The sequence below is a fragment of the Caballeronia sp. LjRoot29 genome (assembly GCF_964252755.1).
Taxonomy (GTDB): domain Bacteria; phylum Pseudomonadota; class Gammaproteobacteria; order Burkholderiales; family Burkholderiaceae; genus Caballeronia.
In genome coordinates this window covers 67,466-89,108 of the sequence record NZ_CAXUPU020000022.1, presented here as the reverse complement: position 1 = coordinate 89,108, position 21,643 = coordinate 67,466, and the positions used below count along the sequence as shown (strand labels likewise).

Sequence of the window (21,643 nt, the reverse complement as noted above, 5' to 3'; positions counted from 1 at the left end):
GTTCCCAGCAGCCTTGCCCGATGGCGCGCGCAGCCAAACGGCATGGACCTTGCTTTTGAAGATTGCCAAAATTCGTCCAGGAGTCAGGTGTGTCAATCCGTGTCGCGTTGAACCATGTCACGCACTACCGTTATGACCGCCTAGTCGGCCTTTCACCGCAGGTCGTGCGCCTGCGGCCCGCGCCGCATTGCCGTACCCCGATCGTTTCCTATTCGATGCGGGTCGAGCCAGCCGAACACTTCATCAACTGGCAGCAGGACGCGTTCGCCAACTATCAGGCACGGCTTGTCTTCCCCGAGAAAACGCGGGAGTTCAAAATCACGGTCGACCTGGTCGCCGAGATGGCGGTGTACAACCCCTTCGACTTCTTCCTCGAGCCCTATGCCGAGAAATTCCCCTTTGCATACGAACCCGAACTCGCGGCAGAACTTGCGCCGTATCTGATCAAGCGCGAAGCAACGCCGCTGCTGGCCAAGCTCGTCGAGAGCATCGACAAAACGCCTCAAGCCACCGCCGATTTCCTGGTCGGGTTGAACCAGCGGTTGCAGCAGGACATTGGCTACGTGATTCGCATGGAACCCGGCGTTCAGACGCCGGAGGAGACGCTCGACAAGGCGCTGGGATCGTGTCGAGACACAGGCTGGCTGCTCGTCGAAACCTTGCGTCAGCTCGGGCTGGCGGCGCGTTTCGTGTCGGGTTACCTGATCCAGCTCGCCCCCGACCAGAAGTCCCTCGATGGCCCGAGCGGCACCGAAGTCGACTTCACCGACCTGCACGCGTGGTGCGAGGTCTTCCTGCCCGGCGCGGGATGGATCGGACTCGATCCGACCTCCGGGCTGCTGGCCGGCGAAGGCCATATCCCCGTTGCCTGTACGCCTGAGCCGGGGAGCGCCGCGCCTATCTCCGGCGCGGTCGATGAAAGCGAAGTCGAGTTCGAGCACATCATGCAGGTGCAGCGCGTGCTCGAAACGCCGCGCGTGACGAAGCCGTACACGGAAGAAGTGTGGGCCGCCGTGCAGAAGATGGGCGCGCAAGTCGACCAGGAACTCATCGACATGGACGTGCGCCTGACGATGGGCGGCGAGCCCACGTTCGTCGCCGTGACCGACCGCGATGCCGCGGAATGGAACACCGACGCACTGGGCCCGACGAAGCGCGGTTATGCCGTCTCGCTGATGGACAAGTTGCGTGCGCGTTATGGCTTGGGCGGCTTCCTGCATCTCGGGCAGGGCAAGTGGTATCCGGGCGAGCAGTTGCCGCGCTGGGCCATGTCGCTGTTCTGGCGCGCGGATGGCGAGCCGATCTGGGAAGACCCCAAGCTCTTCGCAGACGAACGCGATCCGGGCCGGTACACGGCCGAAGATGCACGGCGGTTTATCGAACATCTGGCGAACAAGGTCTCGCTTGATCCTTCGTATATCCAGCCCGGTTTCGAAGACACGTTCTATTACCTGTGGCGTGAACGCCGCTTGCCGGTGAACGTCGACCCGTTCGAATCCGAACTCGACGACGAGATGGAACGCATGCGCTTGCGTCGTGTGTTCGATGCGGGTTTGTCCGAGGTAACGGGCTACGTGCTGCCTATTGCACGCGAACGCGATGTCCCCATGCAAGCGCCAACGTGGGTCAGCGGCCCCTGGTTTTTCCGCGATGGCCGGATGTACCTGATTCCCGGCGACTCGCCGATGGGGTATCGGCTGCCGCTTGAATCGCTGCCTTGGGTGAGCGCGGGGGACTATCCGTATCAGCATCCGCACGATCCTTTCGGGCCGCCAGCGCCGTTGCGCCAGGCGATGGAATTGCGCATGCAATATCGCGGTGAGCCGGTGGCCGGGGATAGCGCAGAAGCAGGAGCGGGCACGGGTACGGGTACAAGTGCGGTTTCAGGCACCGGACGCGCGCCCACAAGCGGGCCCATAACCTCAACCCGCGAGCCATCGCGCGGCGAGTCCGCGTCGTGGATCCGCCGTACCGCGTTATGCGTCGAAGCACGTGATCCGGCGCGTGCGGCAGGACCTGACGTCGAAGCGAAATCGTTTGGCAGCGGCAAGAGCCTGCTGCATGTGTTCATGCCGCCGCTGACTGAACTCGATGACTACCTCGACCTGCTCGCGGCTATCGAAGCAACAGCCGCCGATCTGCGTATGAAGGTGGTGATCGAAGGGTATCCGCCGCCACGCGATGCCCGTCTCAAGATGCTGCAAGTGACGCCGGACCCGGGCGTGATCGAGGTGAACATTCATCCGGCGTCGAGCTGGGATCAACTCGTCGATCACACCGAGTTTCTGTATCAATCGGCGCACGAAAGTTATCTCAGCACCGAGAAGTTCATGACCGACGGCCGGCACACCGGCACGGGCGGCGGCAATCACTTCGTGCTGGGCGGCGCGACACCTGCCGACAGCCCGTTCCTGCGTCGCCCCGACTTGCTCGCCAGCCTGATTGCGTACTTCATCAACCATCCGTCGATGTCGTATCTGTTCTCGGGATTGTTCCTTGGACCGACGAGTCAGGCGCCGCGTGTCGACGAGGCGCGCAACGACCAGTTGTATGAATTGGAGATTGCGTTCAAGGAGATCGAACACCAGCTCGAACGTCTGGGCGGACGCGACAGCGCGTTACTGCCGCCGTGGCTGATCGACCGGACGTTGCGCAACCTGCTGATCGATGTAACCGGCAACACGCATCGCGCGGAATTTTGCATCGACAAGCTGTATTCCCCCGATGGCCCCACCGGCCGCCTCGGCCTGCTCGAACTTCGCGGCTTCGAAATGCCGCCGCACGCGCGCATGAGCCTCGTCCAGCAATTGCTCCTGCGAGCGCTGGTCGCGCGCTTCTGGGACAAACCCTACACCACCCGCCTCACGCGCTGGGGCACGGAACTGCATGACCGTTTCCTGCTCGGCACGTTTATCGAAATGGATTTCCACGATGTGATCGCGGACCTGAATGAAGCCGGTTATGCGTTCGAAACTGAATGGTTCGCGCCGCATTTCGAGTTCCGTTTCCCGCTGGTGGGCGCGGTCCAGACGAACGGTATCGACCTGACGGTGCGCAGCGCGCTGGAGCCGTGGCACGTGATGGGCGAGCAGGGGTCGCCGGGCGGGACGGTGCGCTACGTGGATTCGTCGGTGGAGCGCATGGAAGTGCGGGTGCTCGGTCTCAACGATAACCGCCATGTCGTGACGGTCAACGGCGTGCCGTTGCCGTTGCAACCTACCGGGCGGGTCAGCGAGCATGTCGCCGGCGTACGTTTTCGGGCATGGTCGCAGCCGACGGCGCTGCATCCGTCAATTGGCGTGGATGCACCGCTTACCTTTGACATTGTTGACACCTGGAGCAACCGGTCCATAGGCGGATGCCGGTATCATGTAGCCCATCCGGGTGGCCGCAATTACGTGACCTATCCGGTCAACGCATACGAGGCGGAAAGCCGGCGGCGCGCGCGCTTTTTCAGAATCGGCCATACGCCTGGGCGCATGGTCGTGGAAGAACCGAAACGCAGCCTGGAGTTTCCTTTCACACTCGATCTGCGCCGACGGTAACCTCATCAACTTCAACGGTAGCTGCTCAATTTGGCCTTCCAATCAACGCTTCCGTTTGAAGCAATCGCGAACCGCGCGAGTGTGTCGTCACACCTTCGCGCGGTACCGGTCCGGGAGGGCCATTGGGACGAACTGCGCGACGCGGCGGGCCAGTTGCGCGCGCCGTGGCGGCAATTCTTCGAGCTGCTCGGCGACGACGGCATAGCCGGCCTCGACCGTGCCACCGCATCCATTGCGCAGCAAGTCCGCGATAACGACATCAGTTACAACGTCTACGCCGACGGCGGCGAGCCCCGGCCGTGGGCGCTGGACCTGCTGCCGTTTCTTATCGAAGAGGGCGAGTGGTCGGTGATCGAGCGCGCGGTGACCCAGCGCGCGAAGTTGCTCAACGCCATAGTCGCCGATATTTACGGGCCCCAGACGCTGCTTCACGATGGCCTGCTGCCGCCCGCGCTTGTGTATGGACATCCAGGATATCTACGCTCGGTGAAGGGGTTCGTGCCGCCCGGCGCGCAGTATCTGCAGCTTGTTGCGGTGGACCTGACGCGTGCCCCTAACGGCGCATGGACCGTGATGGCGCACCGGACGGAAGCGCCTTCCGGACTCGGCTATGCGCTGGAAAACCGGCTGATCGTCTCCGACGTATTCGCCGAGGCGTTCCGTTCGATGAAGGTCCAAAGGCTCGCCCCGTTCTATTCGCAACTGATCGCGGCACTCGTCCAGGGCGGCCGGGCGATGATGTCGGGTGAAGGGTCGCCGCACATCGCGCTGCTGACCCCCGGGCCGTTCAGCGAAACCTTCTTCGAGCATGCGTTCCTCGCGCGTTATCTTGGCGTCACGCTGGTCGAGGGCAAGGACCTGACCGTACGCGACGACATGTTGTTCCTCAAGACATTCGCCGGACTGGAACGGGTTCATGTCTTGATGCGCCGTCTCGACGATGCATTCTGCGACCCGGTCGAATTGCGCGCTGATTCGACTATCGGCGTGCCGGGTCTGTTGCAGGTCATGCGGGCCGGCAACGTGATGGTATCCAACGTGCCGGGCTCGGGTTTTGTCGAATCGCCGGCGCTGCACGGTTTCCTGCCGGCCATCTCGCGGGCGCTGCTCAACGAGCCGCTGGAACTCGCCAGCGTACCCACGTGGTGGTGCGGTGAAGAGGCTGCGCGTGAAGCGGTGCTGGCACGTCTGGACAAGGCCTTCGTCATTCCCACCTGGCCGGGTTTGCCGCTCAACGGCGGCGGCCCGCGCGGGTTCGGTGACGGCCTGCAACCGCTGGCCGGCTGGCGCACGCGGATCGACGCCATGCCGGACGCGTTCACCATCCAGAATCTGTTCCCGAGTTCGCACGCGCCGCGTTATGAAGACAACACGCTGACGGGACGGCCATCGGTGTTGCGCGTTTATGCGATTGCGAATATCGATGGCGGCTGGTCCGTGATGCCGGGCGGATTCACGCGGCTTGGGGCGGAGCGGCAGCCGTCGGTATCGATGCAATTCGGCAGCAGCAGCGTCGACACCTGGGTGCTGTCGAGCAAGCCGGGTTCGACCTTCTCGCTGCTCCCCACGCCGATGAAACCAGCGGACCTTGCGCGCAAGCATCGGACGGTATCGAGCCGCGCGGCAGAAAACCTCTTCTGGGCCGGCCGATACGGAGAGCGCGCCGAGAACAACGTGCGCTTGCTGCGCGTGATCCTTTCGTCGATCGACAGCAACGACTCCGAGGGTATGCTGGAGACCTTGGTGGACCTGGCGTGGCAATGCGGCCTGCTACCCCCCGGCACGCCGCTGCAAGGGCACACGGCGCGTGGGCTCGAACGTTTGCTGGTCGCGAACATTGGAGAGAACGGCGCCGCGGCGAGTATCGGCCAGAACCTCGCAAGCCAGGTGCGCGCGAGCAGCGAGATTCGCGGACGTCTTTCAACCGATCACTGGCGCACGATCCTGGCCGCGCGCAACGATTTCCGCGATGCCATCCAGCAGTTCAAACCGGGGCCGGGCGTGGAGCGCTATGACCGCGTGAAGCTCACACGAACGCTTGAAACACTATCGACGCAATTGCTTGCCATCAGCGGCGCGCAGGGCGACCGCATGACGCGCGACGAAGCGTGGAAGCTGGTGTTCGCGGGACGGCATATCGAACGCGTATGGACCATGACCACCTTCCTGCGCGTGGCCGCCGAACACGGTCAGATGACAACGCCCGCCGGGTTCGACCTGCTGCTGCAATTGTTCGACAGCACGCTGACGTATCGATCGCTTTACCCCGGACGTTTCGAGGTCCCCGCATTGATCGACTTGCTGGTGGTCGAGCCGAGCAACCCGCGCGGTTTGTATGGCGTGTACTCGCGCCTATGCACGAAGCTCAACGAGATCTCGGTGGCGGCCGGCAACACAAACCACGGCGCATTCAGCGACGCAACGCTGTTGCTGAAGTCGCTGCGAGGGCTCGAGCAGCTCTGTACCACCGACGAAGACGGCAACTACGGCGAACTCATCCAGGCTTGCGAGGCGCTCGGCGATCACGTGAGCGCCGCTGCGCATGAAATCAGCGCGCGTTACTTCAGCCACGCGAATACGCAGGCATTGCAGGTGTCGTCGTGAAGATTCCGAAAACCGTGCTGTGGGTGTCGCACCGGACGACCTACCGCTATTCAACGTACGTGGAGACGGCTCAGCATCTCGCGACTATCCGGCCGCAGAACTGCGCATGGCAGCGGGTGATATCGCACACCGAAAGCATTGAGCCGAAGCCGCCGTACATCAATCATCGCGTGGATACCTTCGGTAACGACGTGCTGTATTTTTCGCTCGAGTCGCCGCACCGGTCGTTGCAGATGGTCAGTGAAACGACCGTTGAACTGACGCCGCGATGGGCGTCGCTCGATCCGGCGACCACGCCCGCATGGGACGAAGTCGCAGACGGTATGCGTTTCAGCGCTCATTCGCCGTTTCGCCCCGAGACCGAGTTTTGCTTTGCGTCGCCGAACGTCAGTCTCGGTCAGGATCTTCGGGATTACGCACTAAAAAGTTTTCCTGCGGGCAAGCCGCTGGCAGAAGGGGCGATCGACCTGATGCACCGGATTCATGCGGACTTCAAGTACAAGCCTTTGGCTACGTCTTATGACACGCCTGCTCATCGGGCGTTTGAAATGCGCCATGGCGTCTGTCAGGATTTTGCGCAGGTGATGATCGGATGCATGCGTTCTCTCGGATTGCCGGCGCGGTATGTCAGCGGGTATCTGCGTAACGATCCCGCGCCGGGGCAGGAGAAGCTGATCGGCGCGGATGCGTCGCATGCGTGGGTGTCGGTGTTTTGCCCCGGCAGCGGCTGGATCGATCTTGATCCGACCAACGATGTGCTCGCCGATCTGGAACACGTGACGCTTGCCACGGGCCGGGACTATAGCGACGTGTCGCTGTTGCGCGGGATGATTCTCGGCGGCGGGTCACATCGGATAGATGTGGGCGTGACCGTGCTGGCGCTGGACGCCGAGTCCGATTCGGACGCTGATTAAGCGACCTTGCGCGCTCGCATTAAACGTACTGCGAGCGCTCCTCTCATCAATGCCCAACCGTAAATAAGCGCACGGCGTCGTCGAGCACGTCCGCTCGTTCGGCCAGCCGCTGCGCAGTGGCCGCAGCCTGCTCGACCAGTGCGGCATTCTGCTGTGTCGAGCCGTCCAGATGCGCGACCGCCTGGTTCACTTGACGAATGCCCTCGGCCTGCTCACTGCTCGCATTCGCCACCTCGCCGATGATCGTCGCGACCCGCAGCACGGCGGCATCGATTGCGCGCATCTGGCTGGTCGTACGCGACACCAGGTCGGTCCCTTCCGCGATCTGCGCCACGCTCGTTTCCACCACCGCCTTGATCTCCTTCGCCGACGCCGCGCAGCGTTGCGCCAGGTTGCGCACTTCGGTGGCGACCACTGCGAACGAGCGGCCCGCTTCGCCTGCACGTGCTGCTTCCACCGCCGCGTTCAGCGCGAGGATATTCGTCTGGAACGCGATGCCGTCGATCACGCCGATGATGTCTGCAATGCGCTGCGAAGCCGTGTTGATGCCGGCCATGGTCTGCTCGACCTGGATAGCAATCTTGCCGCCGTCGCTGGCTGCGTCCTGGGCGTCCTTCACCAGATCCAGCGCGCGTACACTCGCGTCCGCGTTGCCTTTTACCGTGGTGGTCAGTTGATCCATGGTCGCGGCGGTTTGCTGCAGCGATGCCGCCTGCAACTCGGTCCGGCGCGACAGATCCATGTTGCCGCTCGAAATTTCGCGCGTGGCATCCATCATCCCGCCGATCTGCCCGCGTACATCGAGGACCATGGCCGACAGGTTCGCCTTGAGCTGGTTCAGTGCGCGCTGGACGTCGCCGAGGTCGTCGCGGGCGCCGGTTTCCATCGCTGCCGTCAGATCGCCGGCCGCCATGCGCGTCGCGAATCGGGACATGGTGCGCACGGGTGCGCCGACGTGATGTGAAACGGTCGCCCAGCCGATCGCGCTCACCAATGCGCTTACGCCGAAGGCGATCCACAAGGGCAGTGGTGGAAGTCCCCGGTACGCGATCGATCCAGTCGCGAGCACCGCCATGGGTCCCGCGGCATAGCCGATCGCAATGCGCGACGCGACCGGCATGCGCGCCAGTTCCGCGAGCTTGCCGGCCAGCCCGGTGCGTACAAGCGCGCCTTGTTTGAGACGCAGTGAACCCATTGCACCGGTGCGCATCCGCGCATACAAGGTAGATGACTCCGCCACTTCGTCGCGGCCCGGCTTCACGCGCACGCTGAGAAAACCGACCGTCTTGCCATGCTCGATAACCGGAGTCACGTTCGCGCGAACCCAGTAGAAGTCGCCATTCTTGCGGCGGTTCTTGACGAGGGCGGTCCAAGGGCGGCCTTGCTGGATCGTCGCCCACATGTCGCCGAACGCTTCGCGCGGCATATCAGGATGGCGGATCAGATTGTGCGGCTGGCCGATGAGTTCTTCTCTCGAATAGCCGGAGACTTCGATAAACGCAGGATTGCAGTACTTGATGTTGCCTGAAAGATCCGTGGCCGAAACGAGCATGTCCGAAGCCGGAAAGTCGTACTCCTGCTGCGAGACGGGCTGATTATTTCGCATTGATTGTGTCCTTTCTCCGATCTGGAACGTGACGCGAGAACGGTTGTCGCTTCTCGCGTTACAAGGACATAACGGCGGTTAACCACTTTTACTTTAGGGTTTTTACACTTAAAAGTGAGTACGGGTATTCATTCGCGGGGATAAACGCATTGTTATCGCCTATTCAGGCGGCGTGCCCTCGAACGCTGGCGTTTGCTCGGCGAAAACCGAGAACGCCCGTAGCTTGGGATAGTCCGCCTCGACAACTATCTTCGGCACCATCATCTGCGTAAATCTCCAGGCGACAGCGACCGTCACGCCGGCCTGTCCAAGCCGCCTTGCGTCGATAGGGAGGGTTGCCAAAGCCATCTCCGCTTCGAGCTCCGCGTATGCCGCGAACAACTGAGTCGTGACACGATCGATCCACGGCTCATGCTGTTTTTCAGGGGGACGCAGGTTGCGTTCATAGACAATCTGAACCGTTTTCTCACACGCCGCTAACGCAAGGCCCGTGAGTCTGGCTGCCCGCAAACGATCCTCCGCGCGGTCCGGCGCCGGCATGATCGATGGGTTGGCAATGCTTGATACATAGTCGAGGATCAGCGTGGAATCCATCAGGTTTTGACCATCATCGAGGATCAGGGTGGGCGCCTTGACGACCGGGTTGAGGTTGCGAAATTCCTCGAAATCACGGAACACGGAAACCGGGCGATGTTCGAAATCGAGCTCAAGCAGCTTGAGGCAAATAGCCACTCGACGCACGTATGGCGAGTCCAGCATTCCGATCAGTTTCATTGGCTTCCCGTTAGAATATCTATCACGTGGGTGTCTTCACGCATGCTGCTAATAGCGCCGGTACAAGGCGATAAGACAACCGTTTGCATCAGGTTATCCAGTTAACCAATGCATGAAAAGCGACATAAACAAACGTCTTCGGTAAGCAAAACTTACATGAACAATATCCCGCCTTTGACCGCGCTCCGATGTTTCGAAGCGGCTGCCAGGCTCGGCGGCGTCACGCTCGCTGCGCGTGAACTTCACGTGACACACTCGGCAGTCAGTCAGCAGATCAGGATTCTCGAAGACACCATGGGCGTTGCGCTCTTCGTACGTGAAGCGAGAGGATTGCGGCTGACGGAAGAGGGGCGTCTCTATGCGCTTGAGATACGCTTGGCGCTGCGCGACATTGCCAACGCAACGCTTTTGGCGCAGGCCCGGCCTCAAGAGAGCGAACTGGTCATCGCCACGCTGCCGTCGTTTGCGTTGCACTGGCTGCTGCCGCGCTTGACGAGTTTCCGCGAGCGCCATCCGTATTACCGAGTGCGCTTGCAGACGAGTCTTGAGATACAGGACATGCGGCACGGTCCCGCCGATGTCAGCATTCGAATGGGACAAGGCCACTGGCCCGGTCTCGCCCAGAAAGAGTTGTTCAGCGATGAACTGCTGGTCGTGGCTGCGCCGCATTTCAACGGCGGCCAGCTTCCTCGCTCGGCTGAAGAGGTTGTGGCGTGTCCATTGATACGAAGCACTGATGCACCCTGGACCGACTGGTGCCGGGCAGCCAATGTGCGTGAACCCGGCAACGTGAGCGGACTGTTCGCGAACGATTCGAACATCGTATTGGGGGCGGTGATGCTGGGGCAGGGCATTGCGCTTGAACGTCGCACGCTTGTTGCAGATGCGCTTGCTCGCGGCGAGCTCGTTCAGATCACCGGCATACACGTGCCGTACCCCTATCCGTATTGGCTCGTCTGGCAGCAGCGTGAAGCGTTGAGCGTGAAGCAGTCGCATTTCATGGAATGGATTGATGCCGAAGTGAAGCGCTATCTAAAGCTTGCCGCTTGATGTCGAACCGCGCGTTCCCGATACTCCGACAACCTCCATCGCAGACCTGAACGATGAAGAAAATCGAAACGATAGTCCTGGCAGCCGATCTTGCGGGCACAGCCGTGTTCGCCGCCGAAGGCGCAATCAGCGCCATGCAGAGTGGACTCGACCTGCTCGGCGTGATGGTGCTGTCGTTTGTCGTGGCGCTGGGCGGCGGCGTGATTCGTGACCTGCTGATCGGCGCGACGCCGCCTAATGCAGTTCGCGACTGGCGCTATCCGGCGCTTGCGTTCCTGACGGGCTTGCTGACGTTCATCTTTCATGGCAAGGCCCGCACGCTCTCGCCGAACTTGCTCATGGTGCTGGACGCCGCCGGGCTGTCGTTGTTCGCCGTCGCGGGCGCGCAGAAGGCGCTGAGCTACGGCATCGGGCCTTTCATATCGACGCTGATGGGTACGATCACCGGCGTGGGCGGTGGCGTCATACGCGACATCTTGCTGGCGCGCGTGCCCATGGTTCTAGTCGCCGATATCTACGCGAGCGCCGCGTTCGCGGGAGGGGTCGTCCTGGTCGTCGGCCGCCGCTTCGGACTTTCGCCGATAACCGCCGCGCTCCTGAGCGGCGCCGCGTGTTGCATCTTGCGCGTGGCGTCTGTCACGTATGGGTGGCAGTTGCCGAAAGTCGCACCTTGGTGAAGGCGCAAGACACGTCTTAGCTGTCTTGATCTTTACCCGCGATCATTGCGGGAATCTCGGCGACCAGTGCGTCAATAGCGCGGCGTGTCTTCGACGACAGGTAGCGTGTTTGCGGCCACACGGCGTGAATATCCTGCGGCTGCGTTCCACAGTTATTCATCACCGTCACCAGTTCACCTGTCTTCTCGTAACGCGACAGCAGCCAGCTTGGCAACCAAGCCAACCCAAAGCCTTCGATAGCCGCCGCAGCGATCGCCTGCACATCGTCCAGACTTACTTGCCGCCGAATGTTGACCTGCCGCACCTGGCCGTCAATATCCCGTAGCTGCCACGGCGACGTGGCGCCCGCGCGCGAGTAAGCAATGCCGGCATGCCCGTCCATTTCTTCAAGGCTTGCAGGCAACCCATGCCTCGCAACATACGACGGCGCCGCGCCGATGCTCGAGTACTGCACGCCCAGGCGGCGCGCGGCGAGGCTCACGCTGTCGCGTAACTCGCCGATGCGAATGGCGAGATCGAACCCTTCTTCCACCAGATCCACCGCGCGGTCAGTGAACGAAATGTCGATCTGCAATTGTGGATGCCTCGACGCGAGGCGCAGCAGCACCGGCGCCACGCAGAGATGACCGAAAGCGATGGGCACGCTGACGCGCAAACGGCCGCGCGGTTCGCGCCTCCCGCTTTCCAGGTCGGCCTCGGCTGCATCGAGTTCGGCCAGCGCCCGCACGCACCGATCGTAGTACGTCTGCCCATCTTCGGTCAGGCTCTGGCTGCGCGTGGTGCGATGAAGCAGGCGCACACCGAGACGCGATTCGAGCCGTGAGATCACCTTGCCGACGGCTGAGCGCGTCAGGTTCAACCGTTCGGCAGCCAGCGCAAAACTGCCGGAGTCAACCACCTGCACGAACGTGCTCACGCCGTGGAGCTTGTCACTCATACCTGACCTTTATTGGTTCCACCAAGGATTCATTAAGAGGAAAGCAATGAATCAATGACGACTTCGGTTCCCTCTATATTACCTTTTCACCCGCAAGCGCCATGCGTTGCCTGCATTGCTTTTAGCGCGGGTCCATTCAATCTTCCTGTCGGAATCAACATGCCGAGTTATCGAATCGATCTCAGTGGTTTATCCCGTGTGTATTGCAAGTCTGCACACCCACGTTTCACGTCGATATGCGGGAGGCGCGGGTAGCCGGTGCTTCTGGCTACCCCTTGATATTCATGACACTCACTCATCCCAACAAAAATTCCATCGCACTGGCTGGTATTTGCCTGGCTTCGCTTATGTTCGGTCTCGAAATATCCAGCGTGCCGGTGATATTGCCCACCCTTGAAACAGTATTGCGGGGCAGTTTCAAGGAAATGCAATGGATCATGAATGCGTACACCATCGCGTGCACGACAGTCCTGATGGCGACCGGGACGCTTGCAGACCGGTTTGGCAGGAAGCGCATTTTCATGATCGCCATTGTGCTGTTTGCGATCACCTCGCTGATTTGCGGGCTCGCGCAGAGTGTTTCCGTATTGATCGTGAGCCGCTTTCTTCAAGGCATGGCCGGCGGGGCAATGCTGATTTGCCAAGTGGCCGTGTTATCGCATCAGTTCCGGGCGGGACAGGCCCGTACCCGGGCCTTTGGCGCGTGGGGCATCATATTTGGCATCGGCCTCGGTTTTGGGCCGATTATGGGCGGAATCATTGTCGCGGTATCGGATTGGAAATGGGTGTTTCTCATTCACGTTCTGATCGCGATAGTGACGGTGATTCTTGTGTTCAAGGGGGTTCAGGAATCCAGCGACCCGCAGGCGAAAAAGCTGGACCTGTTGGGAATGATCACGCTTTCGCTATCGGTTTTCGGTCTGGCCTATTTCATCACGCAAGGGTCCGACCTTGGTTTTACGAGTATCAAGGGCATCGGGATCATTGCCGCATCTGCGGTCAGCCTTATCCTTTTCATAATCGCGGAAAAGAACAACGCTCATCCGATGTTCGATTTTTCCGTGTTCCGGATACGCAATTTTTCGGGCGCGCTATTTGGATCGATGGGCATGAATTTCAGTTTCTGGCCATTCATGATTTATCTGCCGATTTATTTCCAGAGCGCCCTCGGATATAACAGCGTGACTGCCGGTTCAGCATTGCTGGCTTATACGCTTCCCACGCTTGTCATACCGCCATTGGCCGAACGTCTTTCGCTTCGATATCGCCCGGGTGTCGTCATTCCACTTGGCCTGTTTACGATCGGTACCGGCTTTATCCTGATGCGGGCCGGTAGCGGCGCCGTGCATGCCAGTTGGCTGACCATGCTGCCCGGCTGCCTGCTGGCCGGCATTGGATTGGGGCTCACTAATACGCCCGTGACCAACACGACGACCAGCGCGGTGCCGAGCACGCGCGCAGGCATGGCGTCGGGCATCGACATGAGTGCAAGGCTCATCTCGCTGGCCGTCAATATCGCGTTGATGGGGTACATCCTGATTGAAGGCATCTTGTCGGACTTGAGGAGCACGTTTTCCGGGTCGCTCGATGGACGGCAGTTGAGATCGCTGGCCGAACGAATAGCCGCAGGCGATGCTGTGTCGCAAGCATCGCTGGATTCGTCAGGAACGGTTGTTCATGCGGCGCTTGTGCATGGGTTCGGACTGGTCATGCTGTATGGCTGGATCGGCGCATGGGTACTGGCCGTGGCCAGTTTCGTGATGTTCGGCCCGAGGAGACAGGCGCGGGAAACCAGTCCAGTGGTTTGATGAAAGGTCGGTGCTTCTTTGCTGACAGGCGAAGATAGCACCAAGAATTTTAAGCCCGGCCACTAACTCTTAAGTCTCTGTTTACCTATCATGTAGATGTGGGTGCAGAGGACGTGGGAGGGCATCATGGATCAGTTTGTGAATACGGTAATGGACATTATTGGAACCGCGTCTCGACTAACCCTGCACGGTTCTGCCATCGATTTGATCAACGTCCTGATCGGCCTCGGCGGCCTGGCGTTGGTGGCAATTATCCTGTTAATTAACGAGTCGAAGCGGCCCGGAGAAAAGCGCGAGAGCACAGGCGGTCATGTCCGGCATTGGTGGATGCATCATCGGCATTGAGCAGACCTTGCGCCGGTCGAGGAAGCGTTGGATTCGCCAAGTAAGCCGCCTGAAACAATACTCAGGATGCCTACTGTTGTTGAAAAAACGCGCGCGGCGCAAACGCCTTGTCGAGGGGCGATGCATGCCGCGCGCCGGCTCTTACGCGTCTAGTCAGTCAGCAGAAGCAAGCCAGAACGATCCTTCCATCACGCTGACGCATTTGCCGCCAATGCGGATCCTTGTCTTGCCGTCGTCAGCCTCCACAGTGGCGATCAAGACGCTCGGCCGCCCCATATCCACACCCTGACCCACTCGTAACACGAGATTCGACTGACCCCTGACCTTGGCCACGAGTGCCGCCATGGCCGCGGTTGCGCTGCCGGTCGCCGGGTCTTCCGTCATGCGGGGCGTGAACATGCGGGCTTGCAAATCGCAGCCGGTGCCTGTCTCGTCCGGGCCGGCATCGCGCGTATAGGCGTAGATCGATGTCGCGCCGTCGATGGGCAGAAAGCCTTTGTAAGCGATCGGGTTAGGTGCACATCGGCGGAGTGCATCCCGGGACGCAAGCTCGACCACGACAAACGGAAGGCCGACCGAGGCGACTTGGGGTGGGTGAGCGTTCGTGAGGATATCGGCGGAATCGAGGGAAAGACATTGCGCTACGCGATCCGGCGGCACTTGCGACAGCAGGCTTAGCGGCTCCGGCGTAACGAGTTCGGCGCCAATCAGCTTTCCGTTTTCTTTCAGTTGAGTGACCGGAACCAGGCCCGCGGCTTCCTCAAACACGAGTTGATCCGGCAGGGGTGCCTGACTCGACGCCGCCCTTGCAGCCAATACAAACGCCGTACCAATGTTCGGATGTCCGGCGAAAGGAATCTCGCGGTTCGGCGTAAAAATTCTTACCCATGCCGTGTTGGCGGGATCGCGGGGCGGCAAGACAAATGTGGTTTCGCTATACCCGAATTCGACCGTGATCGCCTGCATCTGCTCCTTCGATAAACCCTCGGCGTCCAGTACGACAGCGACCGGATTACCCGCGAATTTCTGGTCCGTGAATACATCTGCCGTGACGTAGCGACGGTTCATGAATGCCTCCCTCTTTGATGGCGCTGACCAATGGTGAATCACTATTATTGCGCGAGGGACTGTCCGTGCGCCCTGTACACATAGACGACGATGGACCGGCCAGTGGCGTGGACAGATGCATTCACTTTTGACCGCTCTTCAGATGCTCCAGCCGATCCACGATTTCCTTGGGCAAGCGTCTCGCTCGCGCAATGTCCACGGCATCGCGGCCTGCGGAATCCACTATCGACGGATCTGCGCCGGCTTTAATCAGGAGATCCAGCGTCTTCAGCCGCTTGAGCCGGGCGGCGTAGAAGATCGGCGTCTCACCATGCGCCCTGAGATTGAGTTCCGGTTTTGATTTAAGCAGGGCGCGACAGACAAGATCATCGCCGCGCCATACTGCCGCCCAAAGCGAATAGTTTGCGTTCGCCCCTCGCTGCAAGAGGAATTTGACCAACGGCAGGTTTTCGCCACGGGCGACGGCGTACCAAAGCGGCGTTGCCCGGAAATCACCTTCATCCTCGTTCATGGGTACTTCCCGTTCAAGCTTTGCGCCGGCGTCGAGAAGCGTTGTGACGGTTTCGATGCCGTCAGACTCGGCGAGTTCAGGGACGCTGTCGGGCTTGATTGCGCAAGCGCGATGGAGGGCCGTACGTCCTTGGGGATCGCTTGCCTCAACAAGCTCCGGCGCGAGGCCAAGGATCGCTGCGACGGTGGCGGCATCCCACATCGTAGCCGCAGCGAAAAGTGATGTCCTGGAAGGCTTGGCCATTGCCGAATCCTGTCGTTGACTGTCTTTCACTAACTTTGACTACTGTCTGCACGGCGCACCGCCATGCCGGCGAAGTAACTTTAGCCCCGCGAACTCGTGCCGGAGCGTGGCAATCCGCAAGCGAAGTCTACGCCTCGTAAAAACCCCCTTCATTCATTCCGCAGCAATCCCCGTTTGCGCAACATGGGCTCGGCGCGTGGGTCGTGGCCACGAAAAGCGCGGAACGCCGAACCCTGTTCGCGGCTGTCTCCCGCGCTATACACGTATCGATGCAGCTTGTCCGCTAACGCCGGATCGAATGCATTGCCGGCTTCTTCGAATGCGTCGAACGCATCGGCTTCCAGAACCTCCGCCCACATATAAACGTAATACCCGGCGGCGTAGTATTCGCCGCTGAAGATATGGCCAAAGTGAGGCAACCGGTGGCGCATGCCCACCTCATGCGGTACGCCGAGACGTTCCCGCTCGGCGAGCTCGAACTCGGCTATATCGATGCCCTCAGGATCGTTCCGCAGATGCAACGCCATATCGATCAAAGCCGACGATGCGTAGGCCACTGTCTGAAACCCCTGGTTGAAATTCTGCGAAGCCCGGATACGTTCGATCAGCGCAGCCGGGATAGGCTCGCCAGTGGTCACATGAAGCGCATGCTTCGCGAGCACTTCCGGCACCGTGGCCCAGTTTTCCATCAACTGGGAAGGCAGTTCCACATAGTCTTGCGGCACATTGGTACCCGACAGGCGACCATAGTTCACATCCGACAGCAAGCCATGCAAGCCGTGGCCGAACTCATGAAACAGCGTGCGGACATCGTCGAAACTCAGCAGCGTTGGACCATTGTCGGTGCGGGCGAAGTTGTTGTTGTTCACCACGACAGGTGTAACCGTGCCGCCATTACGCCTCTGCTTGCGATAAACATGCATCCACGCACCGCCCTGTTTATTGGGCCGGGCATAGTTGTCGCCAAGGAAGATTCCCACCAGTTCGCCCGCGCGGCGCACTTCCCACAGGCGCACGTCCGGGTGATAAAGCGGCGAGCTCATTTGTTCTTGGGTTTGCTCGACAAACTGCAGCCCGAACAAGCGGTCCGCGCAATCGAACATGGCGGCTAGCATCGCGTCCAGACTGAAGTACGGTTTCACTTGCGCGTCGTCGAGTGCATAGCGGGTGACGCGCACCTTCTCGGCAAGGTAATACCAGTCCCACGGTTCGATGTCGGTGGGCTCGCCCAGCGAAGCAGCCTGCGCGGCCAAAGCCTGACGCTCCTGTTCAACGCTGATCTTCGCGGGTTCCCATACTTGACTAAGCAGCGCGTGGACCGCAGACGCGTTACCCGCCATGCGATCGGCAAGCGCGTAGTCGGCGAAATTGGCGTAGCCCAGCAGACGTGCTTGCTCTTGCCGCAGCAAGAGTATCTCGCGAGCGATCGGCCGGTTATCGCGTGCAGGGTTTTCTCCGCGACTGGTCCACGCGCGCCATGCCGTCTCGCGCAAATCACGACGGGTGGACCATGTAAGAAAGGGCTGCACCAGCGACCGTGAGAGCGTGATTACGTGACCCTCCGCACCGCGTTCCTTCGCTGCGCCGCGTGCGGATTGGCGCAGGAAATCGGGCAATCCAGCCAGGTCCGCTTCCGATGTCAGCGGCAACTGATAACTGGATTCGTCCGCGAGTATGTTTTGCGCGAACTGTGTTTGCAGATTCGCGAGGCGCGTGGCGATGGCCGCGAAACGCTCGCGGCCGGACCCTTGCAGCGTGGCGCCCGTGCGGACAAAATCGGTGTGCATGCGTCGCAACAACCGCTGCTGCTCTTCACCAAGATCCAGCACGGCGGCTTGCTGATGGACTGCGTCCAGTCTCGCGAAGAAGCCGGCGTGCATGGCGACCTTGCTGTCGTGCGCGGCCAGCAGCGGGGCCATCTCGCGTTGCACGGCCTGCAACGCGGCCGGTGATTCGGAGGCGCACAGGTTTTCGAAAGCGAGGCGCACACGATCAAGCGTCGCGCCGGCTGCATCGAACGCGGCGACGGTGTTGTCGAATGTGGGCGTAGCCTGATTGTCAGCAAGCGCATCTATTTCCGCCAGATGCTGCTCGAAGAGCACGGCGAATGCGGGTGCGAAGTGCTCGGGCTGGATCTGCTGAAAGGGCGGCAATGCGTAAGGCGTTTGCCAGTCTCGTAGCAGCGGGTTGCCGTTGTCGGTCATGTCGGTCCGCCTTTCAAGTATTGATGGTCACGAAGTGAACATCCGAAGTGGTCATGATAAGACATCGCACCTCAAGGTATCAGCGCCGGGTGTTTGAAAATCCGGGCAGCGCGCACGGCTTAAAAGTTGGATCATGCATCCTGCGGCGTATCTCGTCGTATGGGACACCGCCTCGACCGCTTCCGCCGCGCGCGGGCTCGTGTCCGCGCAGGACGATCAGGCGGGAAAATAAGGCAGAAAGCAGCGAGTGCTACTTTGGATAATTGACAATGCAAACCATTATTGTGTCGAGCTGGCAGGAGTTCATGAGTCTCACCATCGAGCTCGAAGGCTGGGCGTTTCGCGGTCAGCAGGATGCGCGATGGCCGTTGCAAAGTTCGTTATCGCGCTACCTGTCCGCATTCGTGCCTGATCGCTCAGCGTGGCGGATTCAGGAGCAACGCGCCATTCGCATCTTCAGGCGCAAGGCGCATAACTATCTCTCCGATGTCCGCGCGCTGTCCGATGACTTGCGTTGCCTCGGGCTGATGCAGCACCACGGCGCGCCGACCAGACTGCTCGATTTCACCAAGTCGCCGTTCGTTGCCGCGTTCTTTGCGCTTGAGCGCGCCGTGACTGACGCGGCTGTTTTCGCAGTCAACACTCCGGCGTTATGGACGGATCGTGCCGTGCCTGTTTCAGCGCCGCATCTTGTACGAGAGATGATCGACCCGCGCTTGCCCGGAAATTTCGAAAAGTTTTATCTCAGCGATGAAAACCCGGTGATGTGGTTTGGCGAACCCGCCGAGATGGATCAACGGCTGATCGCGCAAGCCGGCACGTTCGTATTGCCCGGCCTGCTGCATCAGACACTCGACGTGATCCTCGATCAATACACCTGCAGCGACGAATTGCTGCGCAAGATCGTGTTGCCGTCGAAATTACGCGACGAAGCCATGCGTTCGTTGTACAGGATGAACATCACGAACGCATCGCTTTTCCCGGATCTTGAAGGACTGGCACGGTCCATTGCGCTGGAACTGGAGATCGTGTGGCCGGCGCAAGTGGTGAAGGCGCGTGATTGATTTCGACTCCATCGGGGGAGCGGAAATGTCTGTTTCACCTTGTATCCCGGCATTTTTGACACAGTAAATAAATTACGCAACGGAGAGGTTCACAAGCGAGCCGGTCGACTTCACGGGACATTCCCGCGAGCGTCAATTGATACCCGGCGATGACTCCAAGGTCGTAAGCACTTTCAAGCGCACGGACAATATCGGCCGGCTTCACAGCAACGCGGACGTCGGGCCATTTCGCGTCAAGTGCGAAGGGCCCGACGTGGAAACAATCCGTCGCGATCTTGTCCAGGCTGATAAGACGTTCGTCAATCAGAGCAGTCATTTTTCTCTCCCTCATTTTCATTTCATGCACGTCGATAATTCGATGAAAAGAACAGTAGTGTCGAAATATTAGGCACGAATGAGCGGCTCTCGATAACAACATCTCGGGACCATGTTGGTCATCTAATTCTGCGCTCATTTTTCGCTCGCATGATTCGTTCAACAGAAGGGCGGATTGGGTCGCAAAAGCACGCAGGCTGACAGCCGAACGCGCTGCGAGGCCGCCACCGAATCAGGGCGATGAACCGAAAAATGGACCAGTCATGACAAGTACCAGCGAAACAAAAGGGCGGCTTTATCTCGATGCATTACTCGACGAGCTGCATATGCGCTCTGATAAACCTGTGCTCCGTTATCTTCGTACCGACGTGACTGGCGGCGCGTTGCGTCGCTCTATCTTTCGCTATGCACGTGCCCTCAGGGGGCTCGGTATTTCCCGGGGCTCGTTGGTCGCATTGCTCGCGGCGAATTGTCCCGATGCACTCGCTATCCGCTACGCCGCGAATCTCCTTGGTGCCACGACACTGTTCATGCCTGCGCTCGCAAATAGCGAACAGCAGAGGGCGCTTATTGCCAGAATCCAGCCTACGATCCTGGTCGTGTTCGAACAAACTGTTCACTTCGTCCCTGAAGGCGTGACTGCGCGCATCGTGCCAGTGGATTTCGGCGCCGATACCTTGCGGCTCGATTGGCTCGCAACAGCACAGTCGGATTTTCCAATGCACAGCCTCGCCATGCCCGACGAGCTCGCGGTACTCGTATCGTCAGGCGGCACGACCGGCGTGCCTAAATGCAGCCGGCGGTCATTCGCCACGTACTCGGCAATGGTCACGGCGGAGCGGGCGGAAGACAAGCGGCAACTCATCAATGGAGCGCTCGTCTACATTTCACAAGTGCTCGTGGACTCGACCTTGATAGGCGGAGGTACGGTCGTGCTCGACCACCACTACGACCCTGCAGCGACGCTCGAGATGATCGAGTTGGAACGCATCACCGACTTGCTGCTCGTCGAGCCACAACTCTTCGAAACGATGGATCATCCGGACGCGTGCTGGCGCGACCTGTCGTCGTTGCGCTCGATTGCGCACGTCGGGGGCTCGGCGCCTGCGGTTCTGCGACATCGCGCAATGAAGCGTTTCGGCCCAGTGCTCAAGCATATGTACGGCGCAAGCGAGGCGGGTCTGGTGAGTGTTCTTGCTTCGGACATGTATGAGCAGACCGGCAATCTGCCGTTCAGCGCGGGACGCATTATCAATGGCGTCGAGGTGCGTATTCGCCGCGCGAATGGACTGCATGCGGATGTTGGAGAAATCGGCAGCATCGAGGTTAAATCGCGTTCCGTGGCGCAAGGCTATTACGGGCAACCGGAAGCGGAGCCGCTCAAGTTTTGCAACGGCTGGTGCCTGATGGGCGACATCGGCTGCATCGACGAGCAAGGCAATTTGCATGTCCTTGGTCGTGCGTCCGATGTCGCTGTGGTCGATGGTATTCGTGTCAGCCCGACCAAGATCGAAGAAATTCTCTGCTGGTTGCCTGATGTGCGCTATGCCGCCGCGTATGCGCCAGGAAACGGGTCAGCGGGACCCACATGGAACGCGTTAGTTGAGCCACGGGCAGGAAGGCGAGTGGACGTCACGCGGTGCGCAAGCATTCTGCAAACCGTGTTTGGCAGGTCCATTTCGAACCGGGTGCGCATTGTCGTAGTACATCGCGTGCCGCAAACCGAACAGGGCAAGGTGAACCGGGCGGCAGTCGAAGCCGTGCTCCAGGATGGCCCTCGCCATGGAACGAGCCCTATGGAATCCGATAGGGAATCGCGTCGACACGAAAACGTAGCGGACGCTTCTCTGTGAATTGCCGCGATGAGCGGGAACCGGTCAGCGATGGACCACGCGGTTTCCGGCGCTAAAGGATCCTCACTCCCAGTGAAGTAATTCAGCGCTAATTCTTCGACGTCACTATTGCATCCATGTACTCA

The 21,643-nt window shown here is 60.2% G+C and carries 15 protein-coding genes; 9 read left to right on the top strand and 6 right to left on the bottom strand.

Features of this window, described 5'->3' with window-relative positions; all coding sequences use genetic code 11:
* Positions 1-89 precede the first annotated feature (89 nt).
* The 3 genes from ACSQ83_RS22630 to ACSQ83_RS22620 are packed head-to-tail and all read left to right on the top strand — an operon-like array spanning position 90 to position 7,063.
* A complete protein-coding gene (locus ACSQ83_RS22630; protein ID WP_436229681.1) occupies positions 90-3,545 on the top strand; it encodes a DUF2126 domain-containing protein in 3,456 nt (1,151 codons plus the stop codon).
* A gap of 30 nt (positions 3,546-3,575) precedes the next feature.
* Positions 3,576-6,149: a circularly permuted type 2 ATP-grasp protein gene (locus ACSQ83_RS22625; protein WP_414952478.1), complete on the top strand. Its 2,574-nt coding sequence runs from the start codon at positions 3,576-3,578 to the stop codon at positions 6,147-6,149.
* Positions 6,146-7,063 (top strand): transglutaminase family protein, encoded by a 918-nt coding sequence (locus ACSQ83_RS22620; RefSeq protein ID WP_414952479.1) that lies wholly within the window; start codon positions 6,146-6,148, stop codon positions 7,061-7,063. The genes ACSQ83_RS22625 and ACSQ83_RS22620 overlap by 4 nt, the downstream gene beginning before the upstream one ends.
* 46 nt (positions 7,064-7,109) lie before the next feature.
* Here the strand turns inward: ACSQ83_RS22620 and ACSQ83_RS22615 are convergent, their stop codons facing one another.
* Both ACSQ83_RS22615 and ACSQ83_RS22610 read right to left on the bottom strand, forming a co-directional pair.
* Positions 7,110-8,669, bottom strand: coding sequence for a methyl-accepting chemotaxis protein (locus ACSQ83_RS22615; RefSeq protein WP_436229680.1), 1,560 nt, complete (start codon positions 8,667-8,669; stop codon positions 7,110-7,112).
* Between the two features lie 159 nt (positions 8,670-8,828).
* Positions 8,829-9,443 (bottom strand): glutathione S-transferase, encoded by a 615-nt coding sequence (locus tag ACSQ83_RS22610; protein ID WP_436229679.1) that lies wholly within the window; start codon positions 9,441-9,443, stop codon positions 8,829-8,831.
* Positions 9,444-9,599: 156 nt separating this feature from the next.
* Between ACSQ83_RS22610 and ACSQ83_RS22605 the strand changes: the two genes are divergently transcribed.
* Both ACSQ83_RS22605 and ACSQ83_RS22600 read left to right on the top strand, forming a co-directional pair.
* Positions 9,600-10,493 (top strand): LysR substrate-binding domain-containing protein, encoded by an 894-nt coding sequence (locus tag ACSQ83_RS22605; protein ID WP_436229678.1) that lies wholly within the window; start codon positions 9,600-9,602, stop codon positions 10,491-10,493.
* A gap of 53 nt (positions 10,494-10,546) precedes the next feature.
* A complete protein-coding gene (locus ACSQ83_RS22600; RefSeq protein ID WP_414969823.1) occupies positions 10,547-11,170 on the top strand; it encodes a trimeric intracellular cation channel family protein in 624 nt (207 codons plus the stop codon).
* A 16-nt stretch (positions 11,171-11,186) separates the two neighbouring features.
* On the opposite strand, the gene ACSQ83_RS22595 is transcribed toward ACSQ83_RS22600, so the two are convergent.
* Positions 11,187-12,107 carry a LysR family transcriptional regulator gene (locus ACSQ83_RS22595; protein ID WP_436229677.1) on the bottom strand — a complete coding sequence of 307 codons (921 nt, stop codon included), beginning with the start codon at positions 12,105-12,107 and terminating at the stop codon, positions 11,187-11,189.
* Positions 12,108-12,391: 284 nt separating this feature from the next.
* Between ACSQ83_RS22595 and ACSQ83_RS22590 the strand changes: the two genes are divergently transcribed.
* Positions 12,392-13,915 (top strand): MFS transporter, encoded by a 1,524-nt coding sequence (locus tag ACSQ83_RS22590; protein ID WP_436229676.1) that lies wholly within the window; start codon positions 12,392-12,394, stop codon positions 13,913-13,915.
* Positions 13,916-14,041: 126 nt separating this feature from the next.
* A complete protein-coding gene (locus ACSQ83_RS22585) occupies positions 14,042-14,260 on the top strand; it encodes a hypothetical protein (protein ID WP_414952485.1) in 219 nt (72 codons plus the stop codon).
* Positions 14,261-14,413: 153 nt separating this feature from the next.
* Here the strand turns inward: ACSQ83_RS22585 and ACSQ83_RS22580 are convergent, their stop codons facing one another.
* The 3 genes from ACSQ83_RS22580 to ACSQ83_RS22570 all read right to left on the bottom strand — a co-directional run bounded on the left by ACSQ83_RS22580 (position 14,414) and on the right by ACSQ83_RS22570 (position 18,286).
* Positions 14,414-15,328, bottom strand: a complete 915-nt coding sequence (locus tag ACSQ83_RS22580) for a PhzF family phenazine biosynthesis protein (protein WP_414952486.1) — start codon at positions 15,326-15,328, stop codon at positions 14,414-14,416.
* 121 nt (positions 15,329-15,449) lie between these two features.
* Positions 15,450-16,082 carry an ankyrin repeat domain-containing protein gene (locus ACSQ83_RS22575; RefSeq protein WP_436229675.1) on the bottom strand — a complete coding sequence of 211 codons (633 nt, stop codon included), beginning with the start codon at positions 16,080-16,082 and terminating at the stop codon, positions 15,450-15,452.
* Between the two features lie 149 nt (positions 16,083-16,231).
* Positions 16,232-18,286 (bottom strand): M3 family metallopeptidase, encoded by a 2,055-nt coding sequence (locus tag ACSQ83_RS22570; protein WP_436229674.1) that lies wholly within the window; start codon positions 18,284-18,286, stop codon positions 16,232-16,234.
* Between the two features lie 269 nt (positions 18,287-18,555).
* Between ACSQ83_RS22570 and ACSQ83_RS22565 the strand changes: the two genes are divergently transcribed.
* Positions 18,556-19,350, top strand: coding sequence for an FRG domain-containing protein (locus ACSQ83_RS22565; protein ID WP_414952489.1), 795 nt, complete (start codon positions 18,556-18,558; stop codon positions 19,348-19,350).
* A gap of 578 nt (positions 19,351-19,928) precedes the next feature.
* Entirely contained in the window at positions 19,929-21,518 is a 1,590-nt protein-coding gene (locus tag ACSQ83_RS22560; RefSeq protein ID WP_436229673.1) for a class I adenylate-forming enzyme family protein, read from the top strand.
* Positions 21,519-21,643: the final 125 nt, after the last annotated feature.

Coding starts and splice junctions, on each gene's coding strand:
- ACSQ83_RS22560 (WP_436229673.1), top strand. CDS start 19,929: ATGACAAGTACCAGCGAAACAAAAGGGCGGCTTTATCTCGATGCATTA.
- ACSQ83_RS22615 (WP_436229680.1), bottom strand. CDS start 8,669: ATGCGAAATAATCAGCCCGTCTCGCAGCAGGAGTACGACTTTCCGGCT.
- ACSQ83_RS22600 (WP_414969823.1), top strand. CDS start 10,547: ATGAAGAAAATCGAAACGATAGTCCTGGCAGCCGATCTTGCGGGCACA.
- ACSQ83_RS22585 (WP_414952485.1), top strand. CDS start 14,042: ATGGATCAGTTTGTGAATACGGTAATGGACATTATTGGAACCGCGTCT.
- ACSQ83_RS22610 (WP_436229679.1), bottom strand. CDS start 9,443: ATGAAACTGATCGGAATGCTGGACTCGCCATACGTGCGTCGAGTGGCT.
- ACSQ83_RS22590 (WP_436229676.1), top strand. CDS start 12,392: ATGACACTCACTCATCCCAACAAAAATTCCATCGCACTGGCTGGTATT.
- ACSQ83_RS22605 (WP_436229678.1), top strand. CDS start 9,600: ATGAACAATATCCCGCCTTTGACCGCGCTCCGATGTTTCGAAGCGGCT.
- ACSQ83_RS22595 (WP_436229677.1), bottom strand. CDS start 12,107: ATGAGTGACAAGCTCCACGGCGTGAGCACGTTCGTGCAGGTGGTTGAC.
- ACSQ83_RS22565 (WP_414952489.1), top strand. CDS start 18,556: ATGCAAACCATTATTGTGTCGAGCTGGCAGGAGTTCATGAGTCTCACC.
- ACSQ83_RS22575 (WP_436229675.1), bottom strand. CDS start 16,082: ATGGCCAAGCCTTCCAGGACATCACTTTTCGCTGCGGCTACGATGTGG.
- ACSQ83_RS22570 (WP_436229674.1), bottom strand. CDS start 18,286: ATGACCGACAACGGCAACCCGCTGCTACGAGACTGGCAAACGCCTTAC.
- ACSQ83_RS22580 (WP_414952486.1), bottom strand. CDS start 15,328: ATGAACCGTCGCTACGTCACGGCAGATGTATTCACGGACCAGAAATTC.